Raw genomic sequence first — 17091 nt, forward strand, 5'->3', positions numbered from 1 at the left:
TTCGCTGGAGCACTTCGGCGCTTCGGCCGACGGCAAGGTCCTCTTCCAGGAGTTCGGCTTCACTGCCGAGAACGTGGCCGCCAAGGCCCGGGAGGCCGTCGCCGCCCTGGACAGCGGCCGCAACCGCGAGCACCACCAGATAGGAGAAGCGACTTCCATGACCAGCGACGCACTCAAGCACCTCTCCGAGGAAGGCGTCGCGATCTGGTTGGACGACCTCTCCCGCAGACGGATCACCTCCGGCGACCTCGCCGAACTGATCAAGCGCAAGCATGTGGTCGGCGTGACCACCAACCCCACCATCTTCGAGCAGGCGGTCGGCAACGGGGACGACTACGCGGACCAGATCCGTGAACTGGCGCTGCGTGGGGTGACGGTCTCCGAGGCCGTCCGCATGATCACGACGGCGGACATGCGCGACGCCGCCGACATCCTGCGCCCGGTCTTCGACGCCACCGGGGGCCGTGACGGCTGGGTTTCCATCGAGGTCGACCCGCGTCTCGCGCACGGTACTGCCGCGACCGTGGCCGAGGCCAAGCAGCTGGCCTGGCTGGTGGACCGGCCCAACACGCTGATCAAGATCCCGGCCACGCTGGGCGGCCTGCCGGCCATCACCGAGGTCATCGGCCTCGGCATCAGCGTCAACGTCACACTGATCTTCTCGCTCGAGCGTTACCGCCAGGTCATGGACGCCTACCTCGCCGGCCTGGAGAAGGCCAAGAGGCGTGGCCTGGACCTCTCCAGGATCCACTCCGTGGCGTCCTTCTTCGTGTCCCGCGTCGACACCGAGATTGACAAGCGGCTGGACGCGATCGGCACCCCGGAGGCCAAGGCGGCCCGCGGCAAGTCCGCACTGGCCAACGCCCGCCTTGCCTACCAGGCTTACGAGGACGTGTTCGGCTCTGCCGACGGATCGACACAGCCTTCCGGCGCCTGGGCCGACCTCGACCGGGACCGGGCGAACAAGCAGCGCCCCCTGTGGGCCTCGACGGGGGTGAAGGACCCCTCTTATCCCGACACCCTCTACATCACCGAACTGGTCGCACCCGGCACGGTCAACACCATGCCAGAGGCCACCCTCGATGCCACTGCCGACCACGGCGAGATCACCGGCAACACCATCGCCGGGACGTACGAGCAGGCCCGCGCCGACCTCGATGCCCTCTCCGGGCTGGGCATCTCCTACCGCAATGTCGCCCACGTCCTGGAGGAGCAAGGGCTTCAGAAGTTCCAGCAGTCCTGGGACAGCCTCCTGAACGCCGTACGGCATGCTCGGCCGCCCAAGGCGCCCGCTCTTGGCGACTGAGATGGTCGGCCGGCTCCGAGAGGGGTGCGTGACGGACTGGGAGTCGAGGGGACGGCGCATTGTCGATCCCCTCGTTCTTTGACACCCTCCCCCTCTTGAAAGAGGGGGATTCCAACCCATTCAGGCTGAGGTTCACGGGCGTTCGACCGCTGTGTGGGCGGTGTCGTCCCTTCGGCACCGGCTGTTCGCCGGGGGCGGGGGATCCCGCCCCGTCCTGCCGCGACGTCGCTACTCGCGTTGGACCGGAGGGGGAGTGGGCAGGACACAGGCTCAGGAAGGCACGCTCACCGGAGCGGATGCCTTCTGCTTGGTCGCGACGCGGTACGGCATGCCGTACCGCGTCGCGACCAAGGGTCGGCGCGGGAGCCGACGCGGCTTCAGCCCCTGTAGACGATCTCGCCCTGGTCCCGCTTGGTGGTGTGCAGCTCCCAGTAGACGGAGGAAACCGCCTCGGGAGTTGCCGCCTTGAGGGTGGGGTCGATCGAGGCGCCGCCGAGCGCCACGTCGATGGCGATGTGAGCGGCCTGGATGCCGGTGCCGTCCAGTTCCTTGTGCAGGTTGACGACCCAGTTGCGCAGCGCCGCGGCGGCGGCGTTGACGTTGCCGACCATCGGCAGCGGGTCGAGGGAGCCGGCGCCGGTGGTGTAGAGCAGGGTGCCCGCGCCGGCCTCGCGCATCGCGGGCAGTACCGCCTTGGTGGCGGCCATGGCCCCGTACAGCTGGACCTCGATCTCGCGCTGGATGTGGGAGGGGTCGCTCTCGGCCGGAGTGGCCAGCACGGTGGATTCCATGGCGAGCGGGGAGTACTCCAGGACGTCGATCCCGCCGAACCTGGTGGCGGCGTCCTTGAGCGCCTGGGTGAGCGCGTCATGTTCGAGAACGTCCGCGGGGAACGCGGCGGCGGTGATGCCTTCGGTGGTGAGCGTGCCGACGAGACCGTCGAGCTTGGCGCGGTTGCGGGAAATCAGGGCGACGTCGAGGCCCCGGGAGCCGAAGGTGCGGGCGATGGCCATGCCCATCTGAGGGCCGGCTCCGATGATGGCGATGCTGGTCACAGCGATCCTTTCGTAAACCGTGGCAGGGAAGCAGGAATGGGATAGGCCTATCCGATTCGAGAACTGGATAGGTCTATCCGGCTCGCTGGAACGAGGCTAGCACCAGAAATGGATAGGTCAATCCGATTGCTAGGCTGCCGGGCATGCCCCCTGGCTCCCCGCGCTCCGACGACCCCGCCGCTCCGCCCCTGCGCAGCGACGCCGAGCGCAACCGGGGGCGGATCATCGCCGCCGGGCGCAGGGTGTTCGCCCGCGACGGCCTCAACGCCTCCATGGCCTCCGTGGCCCGAGAGGCGGGCGTCGGCATCGCCACCATGTTCCGCCGCTTCCCCACCAAGGAAGGGCTGGTCGCCGCCGTCTTCGCCGACCGCATGGACGCCTATGCCGACGCGGTCGCCGTCGCCCTCGACGACCCCGATCCCTGGCACGGTCTCGTCGGCTACATCGAGACCGCCTGCGCGATGCAGGCCGCCGACTACGGCTTCGCCGACGTGCTGACCACGTCCTTCCCCACTGCCAGGGCCATGGAGGGGCGCCGCAACGAGGCACTCGAGGGCATGTTGCGGCTCATCGCCCGGGCCAAGGCCGCGGGCCGGCTGCGCGAGGACTTCGACTCCTCGGACATCGTGCTGCTTCACATGGCCAACGCCGGTGTCGTCAACGCCACCGGCGGCGCCGCCCCCGACGCCTGGCGGCGCGTCGTCGCCCTGTTCATCCAGTCCCTCGAAGCCCCGGCCCGCGGCCCTCTGCCCTCCTCGGTCCCGCACGACGACCTCCACAGGGCCATGCTCCGTGCCGGTCCCGCCGACCTCACCACGCCCGAATCCGATGTGACCGGCTGACCCCCGGCCGGTCCCGCCATGCCGGGGTGCAGCGCGGCGGCAACATACCCGGAAGAGGCGGCCAGGCGGCACGTCGTGCTGGATGCGGAGCACGCAGATCCGCGGCGCGGAGAGCCCGGCGAGCGCGGAGGTCTCGATGCAGGTGTGCATCGCACACCAACAGCGTTGCCGTGGCCAGGCGGCTGTCCGCTTCACGCACGGCCGATCACACCGGACCGCAGCCAGCTCCCCACCCGTCACAACAGGGCAACGGCACAACCGATCAAACGGACACGCCACCAGCGAGTGCACCTGATCAAGCCCTGCTAGGAACGGTACTTCCTGATCCGGGCACCGCGTCGGGGCCCGGGGCGGGTCGAGCTGCGGGGAAGGCTGCGGCCTACAGGATGCAGACGCGCCCACTTTGACAAGCGCACCAGCCCGACTTGGAGGGGCCTGGTGAATACACCTGATGAATACACACGATGCCGGGTTGCGTCACGCACGTACGTGACAGACGGGCCTTGAGTGAGTGTCAGGTCCATCATGCCTGTTCGGAGGCGGTTTTCGGTAGGACGCAGCGCACGTCCGTTTGTTCTTGTGGCAGTTGGTACCGCGCGTCAGACTCGTCGTCATCCACTCTCCGGCCAACGTGTCGGCAACCGTTCTCGGCTGTCGGCGCGGTCGCCGTGCTGTCTCACCGTGTGACGTGCACCCGGGGGGTGGTGTGACGAAGGGGATCGATGGATCAGGACATGGTCGTGCTGGCGAGGGTCAGGCTGCTGAGTGCGAACCGGCGGGTGGTGCGCGGTGCCGAGGGACTGTGGATCTACCGCCTTCTGACACGGGTCGAGCCGGAGACGTACGGGTCGAAGCTGGCGTACGTCCTGGTGGAGGCAAGCGCGTCGCCCCTGGTGCGGGAGTTGCCTGAGCGACGGTTGGCCCTGTTGGACGAAGCCGTGCAGGTGGCGAAGGCCCTCGGTACGTCGAACCCCTACCGGGCGAAGATGCTCGCGAGGGCCCTGGCTGCCAGAGAGCGGGAACTGGAGGGCCGCCCGGTTGAGCCGCTTGCGTCCGAGGGGCGGGAGCATCGGGCGGCTCTTCAGGAAGAGTCGCAACCACGCGCATGACCGTGTGGGTGTAGGACTGTCGGCGTCGGCTGAATCGTGGTTCTGGATCACTTTTCGTGCCAGAGCCACGGAGGGTCACCACCACCGTGATCATGAACGGCCTCACGCTGCGAGGGGACCCGCTTGCGGAGCCACGTGGCGGCTGCCTGGCCAGGCAGCCGCCACGGTCGTGTTCCCACAGCATCCCTACTCCATAGAGGAGCCCCGGTCGGTCGCGGGTGTGGTGCAGTCGACCGGGCCTCGACGGGGGATGCCTGAGGAAGCCGGAGAGTCTGGCGAGGGGGCCGGTGTTGGCGGCTGTGCCGTGGTCCGGCAGAGACCCTGCTGACTGGCAGGTGGCAGCGGCGGCTTCAGGGGGTAGGCCGGGGATCGATCCACAACGCCTCGGAGACGGCGCACAGTTCGCCCGTGGCCGTGGCGAGTGCCACGCCCGTCATGTGCTTACGGCCGGACTCCGACAGCAGCCACGCGTACACGATGTACGGCTCACCCGCGGCGACGGGACGCAGAACCGTGCCGGTGAGGGCTGCGGTGACCGCGCCCGGGCGCTGGGTGCCCAGGAAGCGGCCCGCCCAGTTTCCCGGGCAGTCCAGGGCACCCCAGACGAGTTGGGTCGGGAACAGGCCGTCCGGGTTCGCGAAAGCCCGGGAGGGGATCCAGGCGGAGGCCACGAGGCCGAGATCCGGTACCGGTGCGCAGTGCACACGCAGACCGCGATCAGCGGCACGCAGGCCGCAGCCGAAGCAGTCGACCACACCCGGCGGTGGCGCCGTCCGGTACCTCTCGGCCGCGGCGGCCGCTTCCTCCCAGGAGGGAGCGGCCGGCACGTCGAGCGACAACTCGGCGGGACGTGCAGCGGCAAGGGGCTGCTCAGCCTCGCCCAACTCCAGGCTTCCTGCCGCCGTTTCGGCGATTCGCACGGGTACCCCGACCGGCACCGGTCCACGGAAGTCCACGCGTACGGTCTGCGCCCCGGACCTTTCCGCCAGCACGCCGGCGACGTAGCCACCGAAGGCCACCCCGGCGTAGCCGACGTACAGCTCCGGCACCACGATCGCGTCACTCGTCGTCATGATCCCCACTTCATCACACGCCAGGTACTGCGCTGTGCTGACCACGCCCCCGTCGTCGCCACCTGCGACTGACCCTCAAGCGCCCTGCCGTGAACGGGCGATCGTCCGGCCGACGCCCTTGCGATTCGTCGGCCGGACGCGGCCTGGAGCATTCGAATCGACGCACACCCCGGGGGATCCCATGGAAGGCCTGTTCAACGTTGCACCATCTCTTGCGGCCGTCGTCTTGCGCCGCTGGTCTCGTCAGGTCAGCGATGCCTGGTCCAGGGGGATCACCACCCAGGCATGTGTGTCAGGTCGTAGACGGCCAGCGGCGACGGGAACAGCACGGTACGCACGGCACTGCACCACGTCTACGAGTTCATGACCGCTGACGGGCGCGTCATCCGGTTCGAGGAGGAGGACGGGCCGTCGACCACGGTCGAAGGTGGCATCGTCACCGTGCGCTATCTGTCAGAGCGCCCTGAACGGGCCACCGCCAAGGCCCCTGCCCAAGGGACTTGGCGCGAGCACGGGCGGCGCGACGCTCTTCCTTGCCGTGTGCATCGCCTTCGCTGTCTCCGAGACAGGAAGCGCTCCTGTGGCGCAAGCGCCGCAGGAGTGGGACACATGGGCGGCTGCCTGGCCGACTGAGCGCCGTTTTCAGCTCTGCCCGGCCTGGGCCAAGGCGGTGAGGACACGCCGGGTCTTGCTCTCGGGGTGTTCGGAGACTGTCACTCCGCGCTCCCGCACCGCGTCCTCCAGTTTGCGCTGTTTGCGCTCGGCCCGCGCGGTGAGCTCCTCGGTGTCGTCCGCGTCCTTGGGTTTCACTCGGATCGAGGCTTCCAGGAACTCCAGACCAGCGACCGACCAAGCCTCCAGGTCCACGTCCAGGTCGTCGAGCGGAACGTCGTCGGCCTTCGTCGAGAGGATCGGGCCCAGGGCGACCAGCCCGTCGAGCCGGACGGCGGGGGCGCAGGCGTGCAGGAACTGGTCCTGCACCGCGTCGATCGGCGCAGCGGGGTCGGCCCCCTGCTTCACCGCGCCCGACAGCGCCGCTGAGGGGTGAGTGTGCACCAGGGAGGCGGCCAGCACACGGCGGTTCGCCGACCAATCCTCCTCGATCTTGTACGTGAACGGCTCCCCGTCGAAGGGCGCGGAGAACCGGCCGACCAGCATTTCCCGGGTACAGGGACGCAACTTGACGGTCAGGTCGTCTGGCCCTCCACCGATTCTGTAACGCACGATCACGCCACCGTCCAGGAGTGGTACTCGCCCCTCCGCTACGCCGTCCCGGTCTTCGGCGAACCAGATTCGACGCTTCGTCATCGGCCCGTGAGACCCGCCGAGGGCCGACAGCGCCGCCTCTGCGTCTCCCTCGATGCTGACCTTGATCTCGACCGGCAGCAGGCCCATCGCATCGCTCCCAACACGTTTGGGGGTTCGAAAGCGCGCAGGACAGGTGGTGTCGAGCGGTGCGCCGGCGGTCCGGCAAGGACTGCGATGAGTCGGTTCGACACCTGTGAGGTTGATGGTGCTCCTGAATTGCACCGCGATTCCAGGTTATGCCCACCTTCCTCCAGCCGCAGTCCGGTGGCGATCACCGCGTTCGCGCGGGGCAGACCGACAAGAAGCTGCACCGCGAGATGGTCGTCGCCCCTTCCCGGCCGATGCCGTACGGCGCGTATGTACGCAGCTGTGTGGTGGGGTTCCAGGTCATCGGGGAGTCCGAGGACGAAGTCAGTGCGTGGGCTCTCGCCCGCGTCACGATGAAGGCTGACGTGAGCGCCAAGGAGTCGGCCAGCTATCCCCGCAGTCCAGTTGCCGCCCTGTGGGAGGACGGCGACTGGAGGCTGTCCGTGCTGCGAGTGAACGCGCCCTGCAGCAGATCGAGGGCAAGCCGCGGTCGGAGATGGTCGCCCCCGTAGATGCCGAGTTCGACGCCGCCGGAGGGACCGCCATCCGGGAGGCCTCATGGGCAAATGGTTCGCCGCTCGCCTTCCTCGTCCTGAGGGCGACCTGCCCACGGCTCCGCGATCTTCCCGCGTGGTGGTGAACTCGGCCTCGATGGTGTCCGCGATCGAGCCCCGGACGCGGACTGGATGGAACAGGTCGTCGGCGGGTACGCCTCCTGGTCCTACCGTGACGCCGTACCCGCCGTGGATCGCTTGCTGGAGCGCGGCCGGGTCGAGGACGAGCTGGGCGGCATGGAGGTGACCCGCAGCGCCTGCGACGAGTGGCCGGCCGACGGCGACCTTTCGGTCGTGGCCGGCGGGCCAGGGGCGTGAGGATCCAGTCTGCTGCGCTTCGTGGTGTCCGACCTCCTGGACGACAGGCCCCGTTCGGCAACCCCGGTCGCGAAGTCAGGAGGTCATGAACGCTCGGTCGGACTCGCTGCGCAGAATGCAGAATTCGTTGCCTTCAGGATCGGCAAGCACCGCCCAGCCAGAGCCATCGGGATGCCGGCGATCGGTGACAAGAGTGGCATCGAGGCCCAGCAACCGTTCCACCTCCTGCTCACGCGAAGTCTCTGGGCGCAGACACAGATGGATCCGGTTCTTGATCGCCTTACCCTCGGGCACCTGGTTGAAGTGCAGCACCGGGCCCTCCGCCGGCAGCACCTGCACCTTCGGATCATCCGGTCTGTCCTGCGCATGCAGCGGACGGCCGGTCACTCTGCTCCAGAACCGGGCCAGCTCGTAGGCATCCGCACAGTCGATCGCCACGTTCTGCAATACCGAGACCATGCGCGCGAGCCTTCCTGATCTCCATTCCAGACGCCACCGAGTTGCACTCGCTCCTCGCGCACACAGCCCTGGCACCTGGCAGCTCTTTCGATACACGCCCCAACACCCTCTGAGGACACGGGCTATCTTCGTCGGCATGTCCGTCGATTTCGTGGGAACGATGCACGCTCCCGTCCCCTTGGATGCTCTGGTCGCCACAACCCGGGAGACGTTGGTGCGGTTGCTCGGTCTGCGAGCGGTCCCCGTCATCGACGTGATCGCTGACCGCAGGTTCGATCAGGGGATCCCTGTTGACGCGGGACGGCGCCTCGGTGATCAGGAACTCGGTGCCGTTCTGGTCGGTGAGCGTGTTCCCGGCCCTCCCGTGGAGGATCCGAGCGAACGCGACTTCGACTTCTGTGTTGCCGGATCGAGGGACATGGTTCGACTGATGATGTTCGACCCACGCGAACATCTGGGCCATGAGGCTCCGTATGAGAAGCGTGAACCGGTGGAGGCGGTGTTCAGTCCCACGCGGACATGCGTCGGCGTCGTGACCGCTGCAGCCCTCGCGCTGGCTGTCGGCAGCCTGGGTGACGGCGAGTTCATCGACGCCGAGGTCTCCCTGCTGCAGGCGCCCGAGCCGGATCCCGCCCGGATGATCGAGCTCACACGGCTGCCCGACCGGGGCGACGACTTTGCCGCAAGGTGTGAGCGCTTCATGCGTCAATTCGCCCGGCTCAACGGGTGGCCCCGGGACGTACGCCTGCCACCTGTTCCGGAAGCCGCGGGCTGACGCGTTCATCCGCGCTACAGCCAGGAGGAATCCAGGGCCCTGCCCTCGAACCGTGGGGAGGGGGCCGCCGCGCCGCTCGGGGGCCGCGGCGGCCGAAGGGTCACGACGTGAACGGTGTGGAGCCGTCCTCCGCGGCGATGCGCCACAGGTGGTCGGCGGTGCCCGTGTCGTCCCATTGCAGGGCCTGTGCCCCGGACGACGTGGACATGTTCTGGATGCCCAGCACCAGGCCGCTGTTCTTGTTGACGAGCTTGGCGTAGCCGCCGCCGGCGTCGACTATCGACCAGAGGTGGTCGGCGGTCAGGGTGTCACCCCACTGGAGCGCGGTGGCGCCGGCTGTCGTGGAGGCGGCCTTGATGCCGAGCACCTGCCCGCTGTTGGTGTTGAAGATCTTGTAGTAGCCGTTCTCGGCCGGGATGATCTTCCACCAGTGGTTGGCGGTGCTGTTGGCGGTCTGTTGCTGTACGGCGCCTCCGGGGGCGATCGAGGAGCCGTCGATGCCGAGTTCCAGGTTGCTGTTCTTGTTGGTGATCTTCACCCGTGGGGTCTCTGGGTACCAGGACTCCAGCTCGGTGACGCCGACGAACTTGCCCGACTGAGGGGTGAACACGACCCGGAACCGGGAGGTCGTGATCGTCGGGAAGGTCACCTCGTTGGCGTTGTCGGCGGCGGGTGCCGCAGGACTCTTCGTCTGGCTGGGGACGTTCACCCACGAGCCGTTGTCGAGGTACTGGACGGTGTAGCTCGCCGGGACGCGGATGTTCGCGCCGTCGTCGTACGTGTAGAACCGCACCTCGTTGATCTTGCGCGGCGCGCCGAAGTCGACGCCGAGGTGGTCGGTGGCGTTCGGTGAACCGGAGTTGGTCCAGCGGTCGTCGGGGATCTTGTCGTAGCGGATCCAGCCGTCCGTCGCCCGCAGTGGGGCGTCGAAGGTGGTGGGCTTGCAGGTCTGGCCGCTGTGGCAGTGCGGGCCGTTGGAGACGGTGTTGGTGTAGGAGGCGAAGGCCTTCGGGTACTGCTGGGTGACGGTGCGGCCCAGCCAGTCCTGCTCGGCGGTGAGCGGGTTGGCGGCCACGTTCATCATCCGGGCGGGCTGCGCCTGAGTGACGGGGGCGGCCACGTTGACGGTGGTGTTGCCGATCGTCGACGACTGGTGGATGCGTACGCCGTCCTGGAAGATCTGCAGTCCGCTGCCCTTGCCGTAGTGCGAGCCGTCCCGGTCCCAGCGGATCGAGAGGGTGTGCCCGTGGTAGGGCAGGCTCTCCACCGCGAACCAGTCCCAGCCGGACGGTACCAGCGGCTTCAGCACCAGCGTGTTGTTGGCCTGTGGCTTGATGCCCAGCAGGCCGGTGAGGACGAGGTCGTTGAAGCTGGAGTGGTTGTAGTGCTCGCTGAAGTTGAACCCGTCGTAGATCCACTCGCCGGTGTCACCGTTGGCGGCCTCGGCGATGTAGGGCTTGCCGTCCTTGTGCTGGAGGTCGGCGAACTGGGCCAGCATCGTCTGGTAGTCGGCCTTGGTGACGAAGTTCTGCGCGGGGTAGTCCTGGAGCAGGTTCGCCAGGCCGGTCAGGATCTGGCTGGTCTGGTACGGCCAGCTCGGGCCGTTCCAGTGGCAGCAGTTGGCGTCGTCGCGCTTCTGCTGGGCGGGAATCGCCTCATAGTTGAAGTACGGGTTCGCCGTGATCCGGTCGAGCTCGGCGAAGCCGGTGCCCTTGGTGAACTTCAGCGTGTTGGTCCCGGTCTTCATGGGGACCTGCACGGTGACGGACTTCGACTCCGAGAAGCTGCCCCAGCTGCCGCCGGGGGAGTAGCTGGCGGTGATCGGGTTGGCGGTGTCGCCGTTCACGACGACCTTGTGGGTCGAGGTGCCGGAGGTGGCGTTGGCGTAGTGCACCGTCACCGGATACGTGCCGTTGCCGGGCGCGTCCACGGTGAAGGTGACCGCACTGTCGTCGAAGTCGATCTGCCCGACGTACTTGCCGTTGGAGGCCGTCGAGGAGTTCTGGGTGTTCGCGTGGACCACGGTGGCCTGCTCGGCCTCGAAGTCGTGCACCCGCTCCAGCGTCGTGGGCCCGAACGGCGCCTTGAACCGCTTGGAGTCGGTCAGGTACTTCCACGCCGACGAGTACTGCGCGTCGGGGAGGCTGAACGCCCAGGGGGCGTAGCCCATCGCCTCGCGCCAGGTCGTCCGGGTCTGCTTCAGCGAGCCGTTCGTGCCGTCCGTGTTGTAGACCTGCATGAAGAAATCGCGCTGCGGATCCCACAGGGAGTTCTGCACGGCGGCCTTCAGCTGCGCGGCTTTGGCGTCGTACTCGTTCGCGGTCGCGGTGTCGCCGTTCAGGGTGGAGATCTTGCTGATCGCCTGGGCCGCGCTGAACATGTACGCGTTGATGGTCGGTCGGTAACCCCGGCCGCCGCTGAACCAGTTGCTGCTCTTCATCGACGTCTCGGTGTACTCCGTGGCGTCGGACAGCGGGGTCTGGTGGAACAGGTCGCTGGATGACTGCGTACCGTTCACCGTGACGTCGGTGTCGAAGTTCGAGTCCCACCGCTTATAGAGGGCGATCAGGTGGGGCAGCGCGGACTTGATCTGCGCGGCGTCCCCGGTGACGAGATAGCGCTGGTACGCGGCGCTCGTGATCCACTCGCTGAAGTTCCGCGCGCCCGAGTTGCCCGCTCCGCGCAGCCAGAAGTCCAGGTAGTCGCCGGCGTAGTCGCGGTTGTGCAGCCAGCGCCCGTCCAACAGGTGGTAGCCGGTCGCGTCCGGCAGCGCGGTGTACGGGTTCCCGGCGTACCCGATCGGCACGTCGTACTCGGTCGACACGTACCCGGTGCCCGGCACGGTGTAGCGCAGCGCACGCTTGAAGGTGCTCCACCGGTAGTAGTAGACCTCGTCGATGTCGTTGTCGGGGGTGTCGAGGAACGGGATGTTGTCCTTGTACCACTGCGGCTCGTCGAGCTGATTCGCGGCGAGGATCGCGTCCTTGTCCAGCGCGATGGTGTTGGGATCGTCGGCGGCCCGTGCCTCGGGCGCCCCCGGCCCTGCCGACAACAGGCTGATGGACAACACCGAACAGCACAGGGCTGCCAGCGCGCGGCCGCTGCATCTGAGGGGATGACGCATAGAGGTGTCCTCCATTGGGCACTCATGCGATGGTTTGAAATGTTCGAAATAGCGAACCTTGTTCGAAATGCTGCGCGACGGTACTGGCGTGGCTCACGGGAAGTCAATAGATTGGGCAGCCGTGATTTAAAGCGCTACAAGAGGGCCCTGTGTCAACAGGTGGCCTGAGCCGAGTGCGGGCGCGACCCACTCGTCACGTGTGCGGGCGTCACCGTCCGCGCGAGACGGCAACGAGACGCAGTTGCCAGGTACCCGAGGCGGCGACGGGCTCGGGATCCTCCTTGCGGGGAGCCGGATCATGTCGGCGACTCGGAGTAGACGTTTGTTCCCGCCGCTCTGCCGGGGCAGGTGAGGACCGCCGCTGAAAATGAGAGTTGACAAGGCCTCTCTACTGGTTCAAGGCCCGCGCACGGCGCGGGCGCTGAGGCAACTCACTCAAGGTCATACGGAACCCGGGGCACCTATCCTCACCTGCGGAGCAGGCCGGGTCCGCGGTCCTGACGGGTGGGGCCGGGTGTTGGTGGCGTCAGAGGGGGTCGGCAGGGGAGGCGCTGTCCTGGGACGCGGCCCAGGAGGCGAGCAGGCGCAGGGCTTCTTCGGAGGGTGAGCCTGGTTCGGCCGTGTAGATGAGGAGGGTGAGGCCGGGTTCGTCGTCCACGGCCGAGCCGTGCCAGGTGAGGGTGAGTTCGCCGACGACCGGGTGGTGGAAGCGTTTGACGCCGGTGCCGTGGCGGCGGACGTTGTGGGCGCCCCAGCGGGTGCGGAAGGCGTCGCTGCGGGTGGAGAGTTCGCCCACCAGGTCGTGGAGGCCCTTGTCGTGGGGGTTGCGGCCGGCCTCGGTGCGCAGGACGTCCACGGTCATGTCGGCGATGTGGTCCCAGTCCGGGTAGAAGCGGCGGGCCGCCGGGTCGAGGAACTGGAAGCGGGCCATGTTGGGCGGCTGGGCGTCGCTGTCGTAGAGGTCGGTGAAGAAGGCGCGGCCGAGCTGGTTGGCGGCGAGCAGGTCCTGGCGGCCGTTGGTGACGAGCGCGGGTCCGGCGGTGACGACGTCCAGCGTCCACTGCAGGCTCTTGGGCAAGGCCCGCTGCAGGCCGGGACGTGACCTGGTGTCCTGGTCGACTCCGACCTCGGTGTCGACCAGGCCTGGAGCCAATGGGCACGCGACCGCGACCTGCCGCCGGAGCAGGTGACCGCCATGGTGCACGGCCGGCGTTCGGCCGACACCGTCGCTCTCCTGGTGAGCGACCCGAAGGAGCGACCGGCCGCACTCTCCGCGATCGACCGCCTGGAGGTCGAGGCCGCTGTCACCACCACCGCGCTCCCCGGCGCCCTCGACTTCCTCGCCGGCCTGCCGCGCGAGCGCTGGGCGGTGGTGACCTCCGGGGGCACCGACCTGGCCCGGGCCCGCCTCGCGGCGGCGGGACTGCCCACCCCACCCGTACTCATCACCGCAGACGACGTCAGCCACGGCAAGCCGGCCCCCGACGGCTACCGCACGGCGGCAGAGAAGCTGGGCTTCGCCCCGGCGCGGACCGTAGTCTTCGAGGACAGCACCGCGGGGGCGAAGGCCGGAGCCGCAGCGGGCGCAACCGTCATCGGAGTCGGCCGGCGCGGACTGGCCACCGACGCCACCATCGTCGTACGCGACCTGCGCGGCCTGACCTGGCACAACGGCGTACTCCATCTCGCCGCCGCCGGCCTGTCGCGGTTCTGACCGCGCCCCTTGCCCACAACACGACGGTACGGCTGAGCCCGGCAGGTTGGGGTGTACCGCCAGTACACCCATTACCAGTGACTCGCTGCGCGTGCGGAATGGGGCTTGCATGGATGACGTGGTGCTTTCCGCTTCGCCGTCACCGGTCGTGCGGCGGGTGCCCCGCCCGGACGGTTTCGTCCCGGACATGTATGCGGGCGGGTGGCCTCGGGGTCGCTCCGCGCGCAGGAGCCGATCGGGTCGTCCGATAGCGCGCGTAGACGGCCGAGCGAGCCCGAGAAGGACGGCGAAGCGGCCTGGAGGCGCGCCACCCACCAGAAATGATTCGGCACCGCAGGCGCCGGTACACGCACAGCGAGTGAAGCAAGGAAGGCAAGGAGATTCAGATATGCGTGGCGTAGTCATGTACAAGGCCGGAGACGTCAGGGTCGAGGACCGTGACGACCCGAAGGTCATCGAGCCCACCGACGCCGTCGTCCGGCTGACCGCGACCTGTATCTGCGGTTCGGACCTGTGGCCCTACCGCGGGATCGAGCCCACCGACCATACGAACATGGGCCACGAGTACGTGGGCGTGGTCGAGGAAATCGGCGACGCCGTGCAGAACGTCAAGGTGGGCGACTTCGTCGTCGGGTCGTTCGTGATCTCCGACAACACCTGCGAGATCTGCCGCTCGGGCTACCAGTCCGGCTGCGTGCACCGGGAATTCGTGGCGGGAACGATCGGCACCCAGGCCGAGAAGGCCCGCATCCCCCACGCGGACGGCACCCTCGTTCCCACGCCGGGACAGCCTGACGAGGACCTGATCCCCTCGCTGCTGGCCGCCTCCGACGTGCTCGGCACCGGCTGGTACGGCGCCGTCGCAGCCCAGGCCGGCCCCGGCAAGACCGTCGCGGTCGTCGGCGACGGCGCGGTCGGCTTGATGGCCGTTCTCGCCGCCAAGCAGCTGGGCGCGGAGCGGATCATCGCGATGTCCCGCCACCCCGAGCGGCAGGAGCTGGCCCGGTTCTACGGCGCGACCGACATCGTCGAGGAACGCGGTGACGAGGGCGTCGCGAAGATCAAGGAACTCACCGACGGGCTCGGCGCACACTCCGTGATCGAGGCCGTCGGGACTCAGGAGTCGACCACGCAGGCCATCGGCGCCACCCGCCCGGGCGGCCACTTGGGCTTCGTCGGCGTCAACTACGACGTCACGATCCAGGGCTTCGACCTGTTCCTCGCCGGCATCCACGTGGAGGGCGGCCCCGCCCCGGTGCGCCGGTTCCTGCCCGACCTGATCCAGCTCATCTGGGACCGCAAGATCGATCCGGGCAAGGTCTTCGACCTCACCCTGCCCCTGGACCAGGCCGCAGAGGGGTACAAGGCCATGGACGAGCGGCGCGCCACCAAGGTGCTCCTCACCTTCTGACCTGCCCCCGCACGCACGCACTCCCCGGCCCGCCCCGCGCGGCCCGGAGCGCTTCCCATGTGCTGACCGGACCGGGCGTCCGTAGCGGCGTCCCCAGTCCCGGTCGACCAGGGCGGCGTCCCCAGTCCTGGTCGACCAGGGCGTCCGGCAGGTGTGTGGGACGGTGCCGGCGACTTCATCCAGCGCGGCACGCACGGCCTCGGTAACCAGTTTCAGCCGGTCAGGTCGCGCACTGCGGCCAAGGACGTGGGCCGGCGTGAAGCGCGGTCATCTCCCGGAGGTGACCTACGGCTACCCTGCTCCACGTCGGCGAGGGGTAACGCGGCAAGGGGTACGGCCGGGCCGCGATGGCGGCCGGTGAGCAGGCCCCCGGGCCGCCGGTGACAACGCGCTGATGTTCACCGGAGGGGGCGGCAACCACGTCGCGATGAACCTCTGCACCGGCGCCGGCTCCCACGTCGTCGAGGACAACCGCGTTTTCGACCTCAGCGACGACATGCCCTGAGGCCGTCGGCCGCGCCTCGCCGCGGTAACACGCCGGGAGCGGCCGGCAGTCTCAGTCCCCGTCCTTGCTGATCGCGTACACCTTGCCCTCGTCGTCGCCCACATAGACCGTGCCGTCGGCCACGGCCGGCGCGGAGCCGGCCATGGCGGTCGTGGTCGAGGTCCAGTTCGTGTCGCCCGTGGTCGCGTCGACCGCGTACACGTGGTCGCCACTGACCACGTACACGACGCCCTCGGACACCACCGGGGCGTAGGGGGTGCCGTAGCCGACGGAGGTGCTCTGCCATGTGCGGCGGCCGGTCGCCGCGTCCAGGGCCATCAGTTCGCCCTCCCCGGAGACGTAGACGGTGTCACCGACCACTGCGGGCGCGGAGCCCTGCCAGTCACCGCTGGCCACGGACCACTTCTCCGTGCCGGTCGCTGCGTCCAAGGCGTAGAGCGTCTCGTCCCGGCTGCCGACGTAGAGCGTGTCACCCGACAGGACCGGTGCCGACCCGATCCAGTCACGGGTGGGATACGTCCACTTCTTGTCGCCGGTGGCCGCGTCCAGGGCGTACACCTTGCTGTCGCCGCTGCCGACGTAGACCGTGCCGCGCGCCACCACGGGGCGTGCCTCGACGGATCCTTCGGTGCGGTGCGCCCATTTCCGGGCGCCGGTCCGTGCGTCCAGCGCGTACACCTGGGCGTCGCCGCTGCCGACGTACACCGTGCCGCCGACCTCGACCGGTGTGGACTCGACCCCGGCCCCGGTGGTGTAGGCCCACTTCTTGTCGCCGGTGGCCGCGTCCAGGGCGTACACCTTGCCGTCGCGGCTGCCGACGTAGACCGTGCCGCCCGACACGAACGGCGAGGCCTCGATCGCCTCGCCGGTGCGGTAGGCCCACTTGCGGGCGCCGGTGGCCGCGTCCAGCGCGTACACCTTGCGGTCGTTGCTGGTCACGTAGACGGTGCCGCCCGACACCACGGGCGCCGACTTGACGGCTCCGGTGGTGGCGAAGGTCCATCGGTTGCTGCCTGCGGGGGAGTCCTCGGAATCGTCGCCGCCGTACACGCCGGAGAGGACCGACACGAGGGTCACCCCGCCGGCAACGAGGCCCGCGACCACGGTTGCGGCTGCCAGGCACCCCACCAGCACCGAGGCCCAGGGGCGGGTGCGCCGTACTCCCGGCCTGACGGTGACCGACACGGACATCGGGTCCGCGAAGGGGTTGCCACTGGGCGGCAGAGGTGAGGCCGGGGCGGTCTGCGTGGCCCATCCCGGAATTCCGAACGTCGCGGAGTCGGCTGCGGAACGCCCCTGGGGCGGGGTGGCCCACGTCGGCGCGGTTGGTGCGAACGCGGCGACGGTGGGGACGGCCGTAGGGGCGTCCTCGTCGGCGGCGGGGCCGCGCCCGGCTGATCCATCCGGCGCCCCGGGTGGTCCTGGCCAGCGGGGTCGAGTGGGAGCGGCCG

The 17091-nt window shown here is 68.8% G+C and carries 14 protein-coding genes and 1 pseudogene; 8 read left to right on the top strand and 7 right to left on the bottom strand.

Going from position 1 to position 17091, the window contains the following annotated elements:
* Nucleotides 1-1306 (top strand): transaldolase (tal, locus tag AWZ10_RS32070; RefSeq protein WP_425264519.1); only part of this gene is annotated, 1306 nt, incomplete at its 5' end.
* 377 nt (nt 1307-1683) lie between these two features.
* Here the strand turns inward: tal and AWZ10_RS32075 are convergent.
* Complete coding sequence (locus AWZ10_RS32075) at nt 1684-2361, bottom strand: SDR family NAD(P)-dependent oxidoreductase (protein ID WP_060892723.1); 678 nt, start codon at nt 2359-2361, stop codon at nt 1684-1686.
* Between the two features lie 143 nt (nt 2362-2504).
* Between AWZ10_RS32075 and AWZ10_RS32080 the strand changes: the two genes are divergently transcribed.
* Together AWZ10_RS32080 and AWZ10_RS32085 are read left to right on the top strand one after the other, a co-directional pair.
* Nucleotides 2505-3203 carry a TetR/AcrR family transcriptional regulator gene (locus AWZ10_RS32080; RefSeq protein ID WP_060892724.1) on the top strand — a complete coding sequence of 233 codons (699 nt, stop codon included), beginning with the start codon at nt 2505-2507 and terminating at the stop codon, nt 3201-3203.
* 722 nt (nt 3204-3925) lie between these two features.
* On the top strand, nt 3926-4312 hold the full coding sequence (locus AWZ10_RS32085; protein ID WP_234360962.1) for a hypothetical protein: 387 nt from the start codon (nt 3926-3928) through the stop codon (nt 4310-4312).
* Between the two features lie 350 nt (nt 4313-4662).
* On the opposite strand, the gene AWZ10_RS32090 is transcribed toward AWZ10_RS32085, so the two are convergent.
* Nucleotides 4663-5385: a hypothetical protein gene (locus AWZ10_RS32090; protein WP_046702734.1), complete on the bottom strand. Its 723-nt coding sequence runs from the start codon at nt 5383-5385 to the stop codon at nt 4663-4665.
* A gap of 642 nt (nt 5386-6027) precedes the next feature.
* Complete coding sequence (locus AWZ10_RS32095; RefSeq protein WP_060892725.1) at nt 6028-6780, bottom strand: hypothetical protein; 753 nt, start codon at nt 6778-6780, stop codon at nt 6028-6030.
* A gap of 149 nt (nt 6781-6929) precedes the next feature.
* Here AWZ10_RS32095 and AWZ10_RS32100 point away from each other — a divergent pair, with 149 nt between their 5' ends.
* The gene (locus tag AWZ10_RS32100) at nt 6930-7292 is read left to right on the top strand and encodes a hypothetical protein (protein ID WP_060892726.1); all 363 of its coding nucleotides are present in this window, start codon (nt 6930-6932) and stop codon (nt 7290-7292) included.
* Between the two features lie 174 nt (nt 7293-7466).
* The gene (locus tag AWZ10_RS32105) at nt 7467-7652 is read left to right on the top strand and encodes a hypothetical protein (protein ID WP_046702731.1); all 186 of its coding nucleotides are present in this window, start codon (nt 7467-7469) and stop codon (nt 7650-7652) included.
* Between the two features lie 75 nt (nt 7653-7727).
* On the opposite strand, the gene AWZ10_RS32110 is transcribed toward AWZ10_RS32105, so the two are convergent.
* Nucleotides 7728-8111 carry a VOC family protein gene (locus tag AWZ10_RS32110; RefSeq protein ID WP_060892727.1) on the bottom strand — a complete coding sequence of 128 codons (384 nt, stop codon included), beginning with the start codon at nt 8109-8111 and terminating at the stop codon, nt 7728-7730.
* A 136-nt stretch (nt 8112-8247) separates the two neighbouring features.
* Here AWZ10_RS32110 and AWZ10_RS32115 point away from each other — a divergent pair, with 136 nt between their 5' ends.
* Nucleotides 8248-8886 (top strand): hypothetical protein, encoded by a 639-nt coding sequence (locus AWZ10_RS32115; protein ID WP_060892728.1) that lies wholly within the window; start codon nt 8248-8250, stop codon nt 8884-8886.
* 100 nt (nt 8887-8986) lie between these two features.
* Here AWZ10_RS32115 and AWZ10_RS32120 read toward each other — a convergent pair whose 3' ends face one another.
* Nucleotides 8987-12010, bottom strand: a complete 3024-nt coding sequence (locus tag AWZ10_RS32120) for an MGH1-like glycoside hydrolase domain-containing protein (RefSeq protein WP_060892729.1) — start codon at nt 12008-12010, stop codon at nt 8987-8989.
* A gap of 526 nt (nt 12011-12536) precedes the next feature.
* Nucleotides 12537-13121 (bottom strand): annotated as a pseudogene (locus tag AWZ10_RS32125) (MmyB family transcriptional regulator); the annotation flags it as partial.
* Between AWZ10_RS32125 and AWZ10_RS32130 the strand changes: the two are divergent.
* Together AWZ10_RS32130 and AWZ10_RS32135 are read left to right on the top strand one after the other, a co-directional pair.
* Nucleotides 13122-13724: an HAD-IA family hydrolase gene (locus AWZ10_RS32130; RefSeq protein ID WP_060892730.1), complete on the top strand. Its 603-nt coding sequence runs from the start codon at nt 13122-13124 to the stop codon at nt 13722-13724.
* A 388-nt stretch (nt 13725-14112) separates the two neighbouring features.
* The gene (locus tag AWZ10_RS32135; RefSeq protein WP_208618589.1) at nt 14113-15135 is read left to right on the top strand and encodes a zinc-dependent alcohol dehydrogenase family protein; all 1023 of its coding nucleotides are present in this window, start codon (nt 14113-14115) and stop codon (nt 15133-15135) included.
* Between the two features lie 556 nt (nt 15136-15691).
* Here AWZ10_RS32135 and AWZ10_RS32140 read toward each other — a convergent pair.
* The coding region (locus tag AWZ10_RS32140; RefSeq protein WP_208618590.1) for an outer membrane protein assembly factor BamB family protein at nt 15692-17091 on the bottom strand (1400 nt) is incomplete at its 5' end.

This window comes from Streptomyces europaeiscabiei (genome assembly GCF_001550375.1).
Lineage (GTDB): Bacteria > Actinomycetota > Actinomycetes > Streptomycetales > Streptomycetaceae > Streptomyces > Streptomyces europaeiscabiei.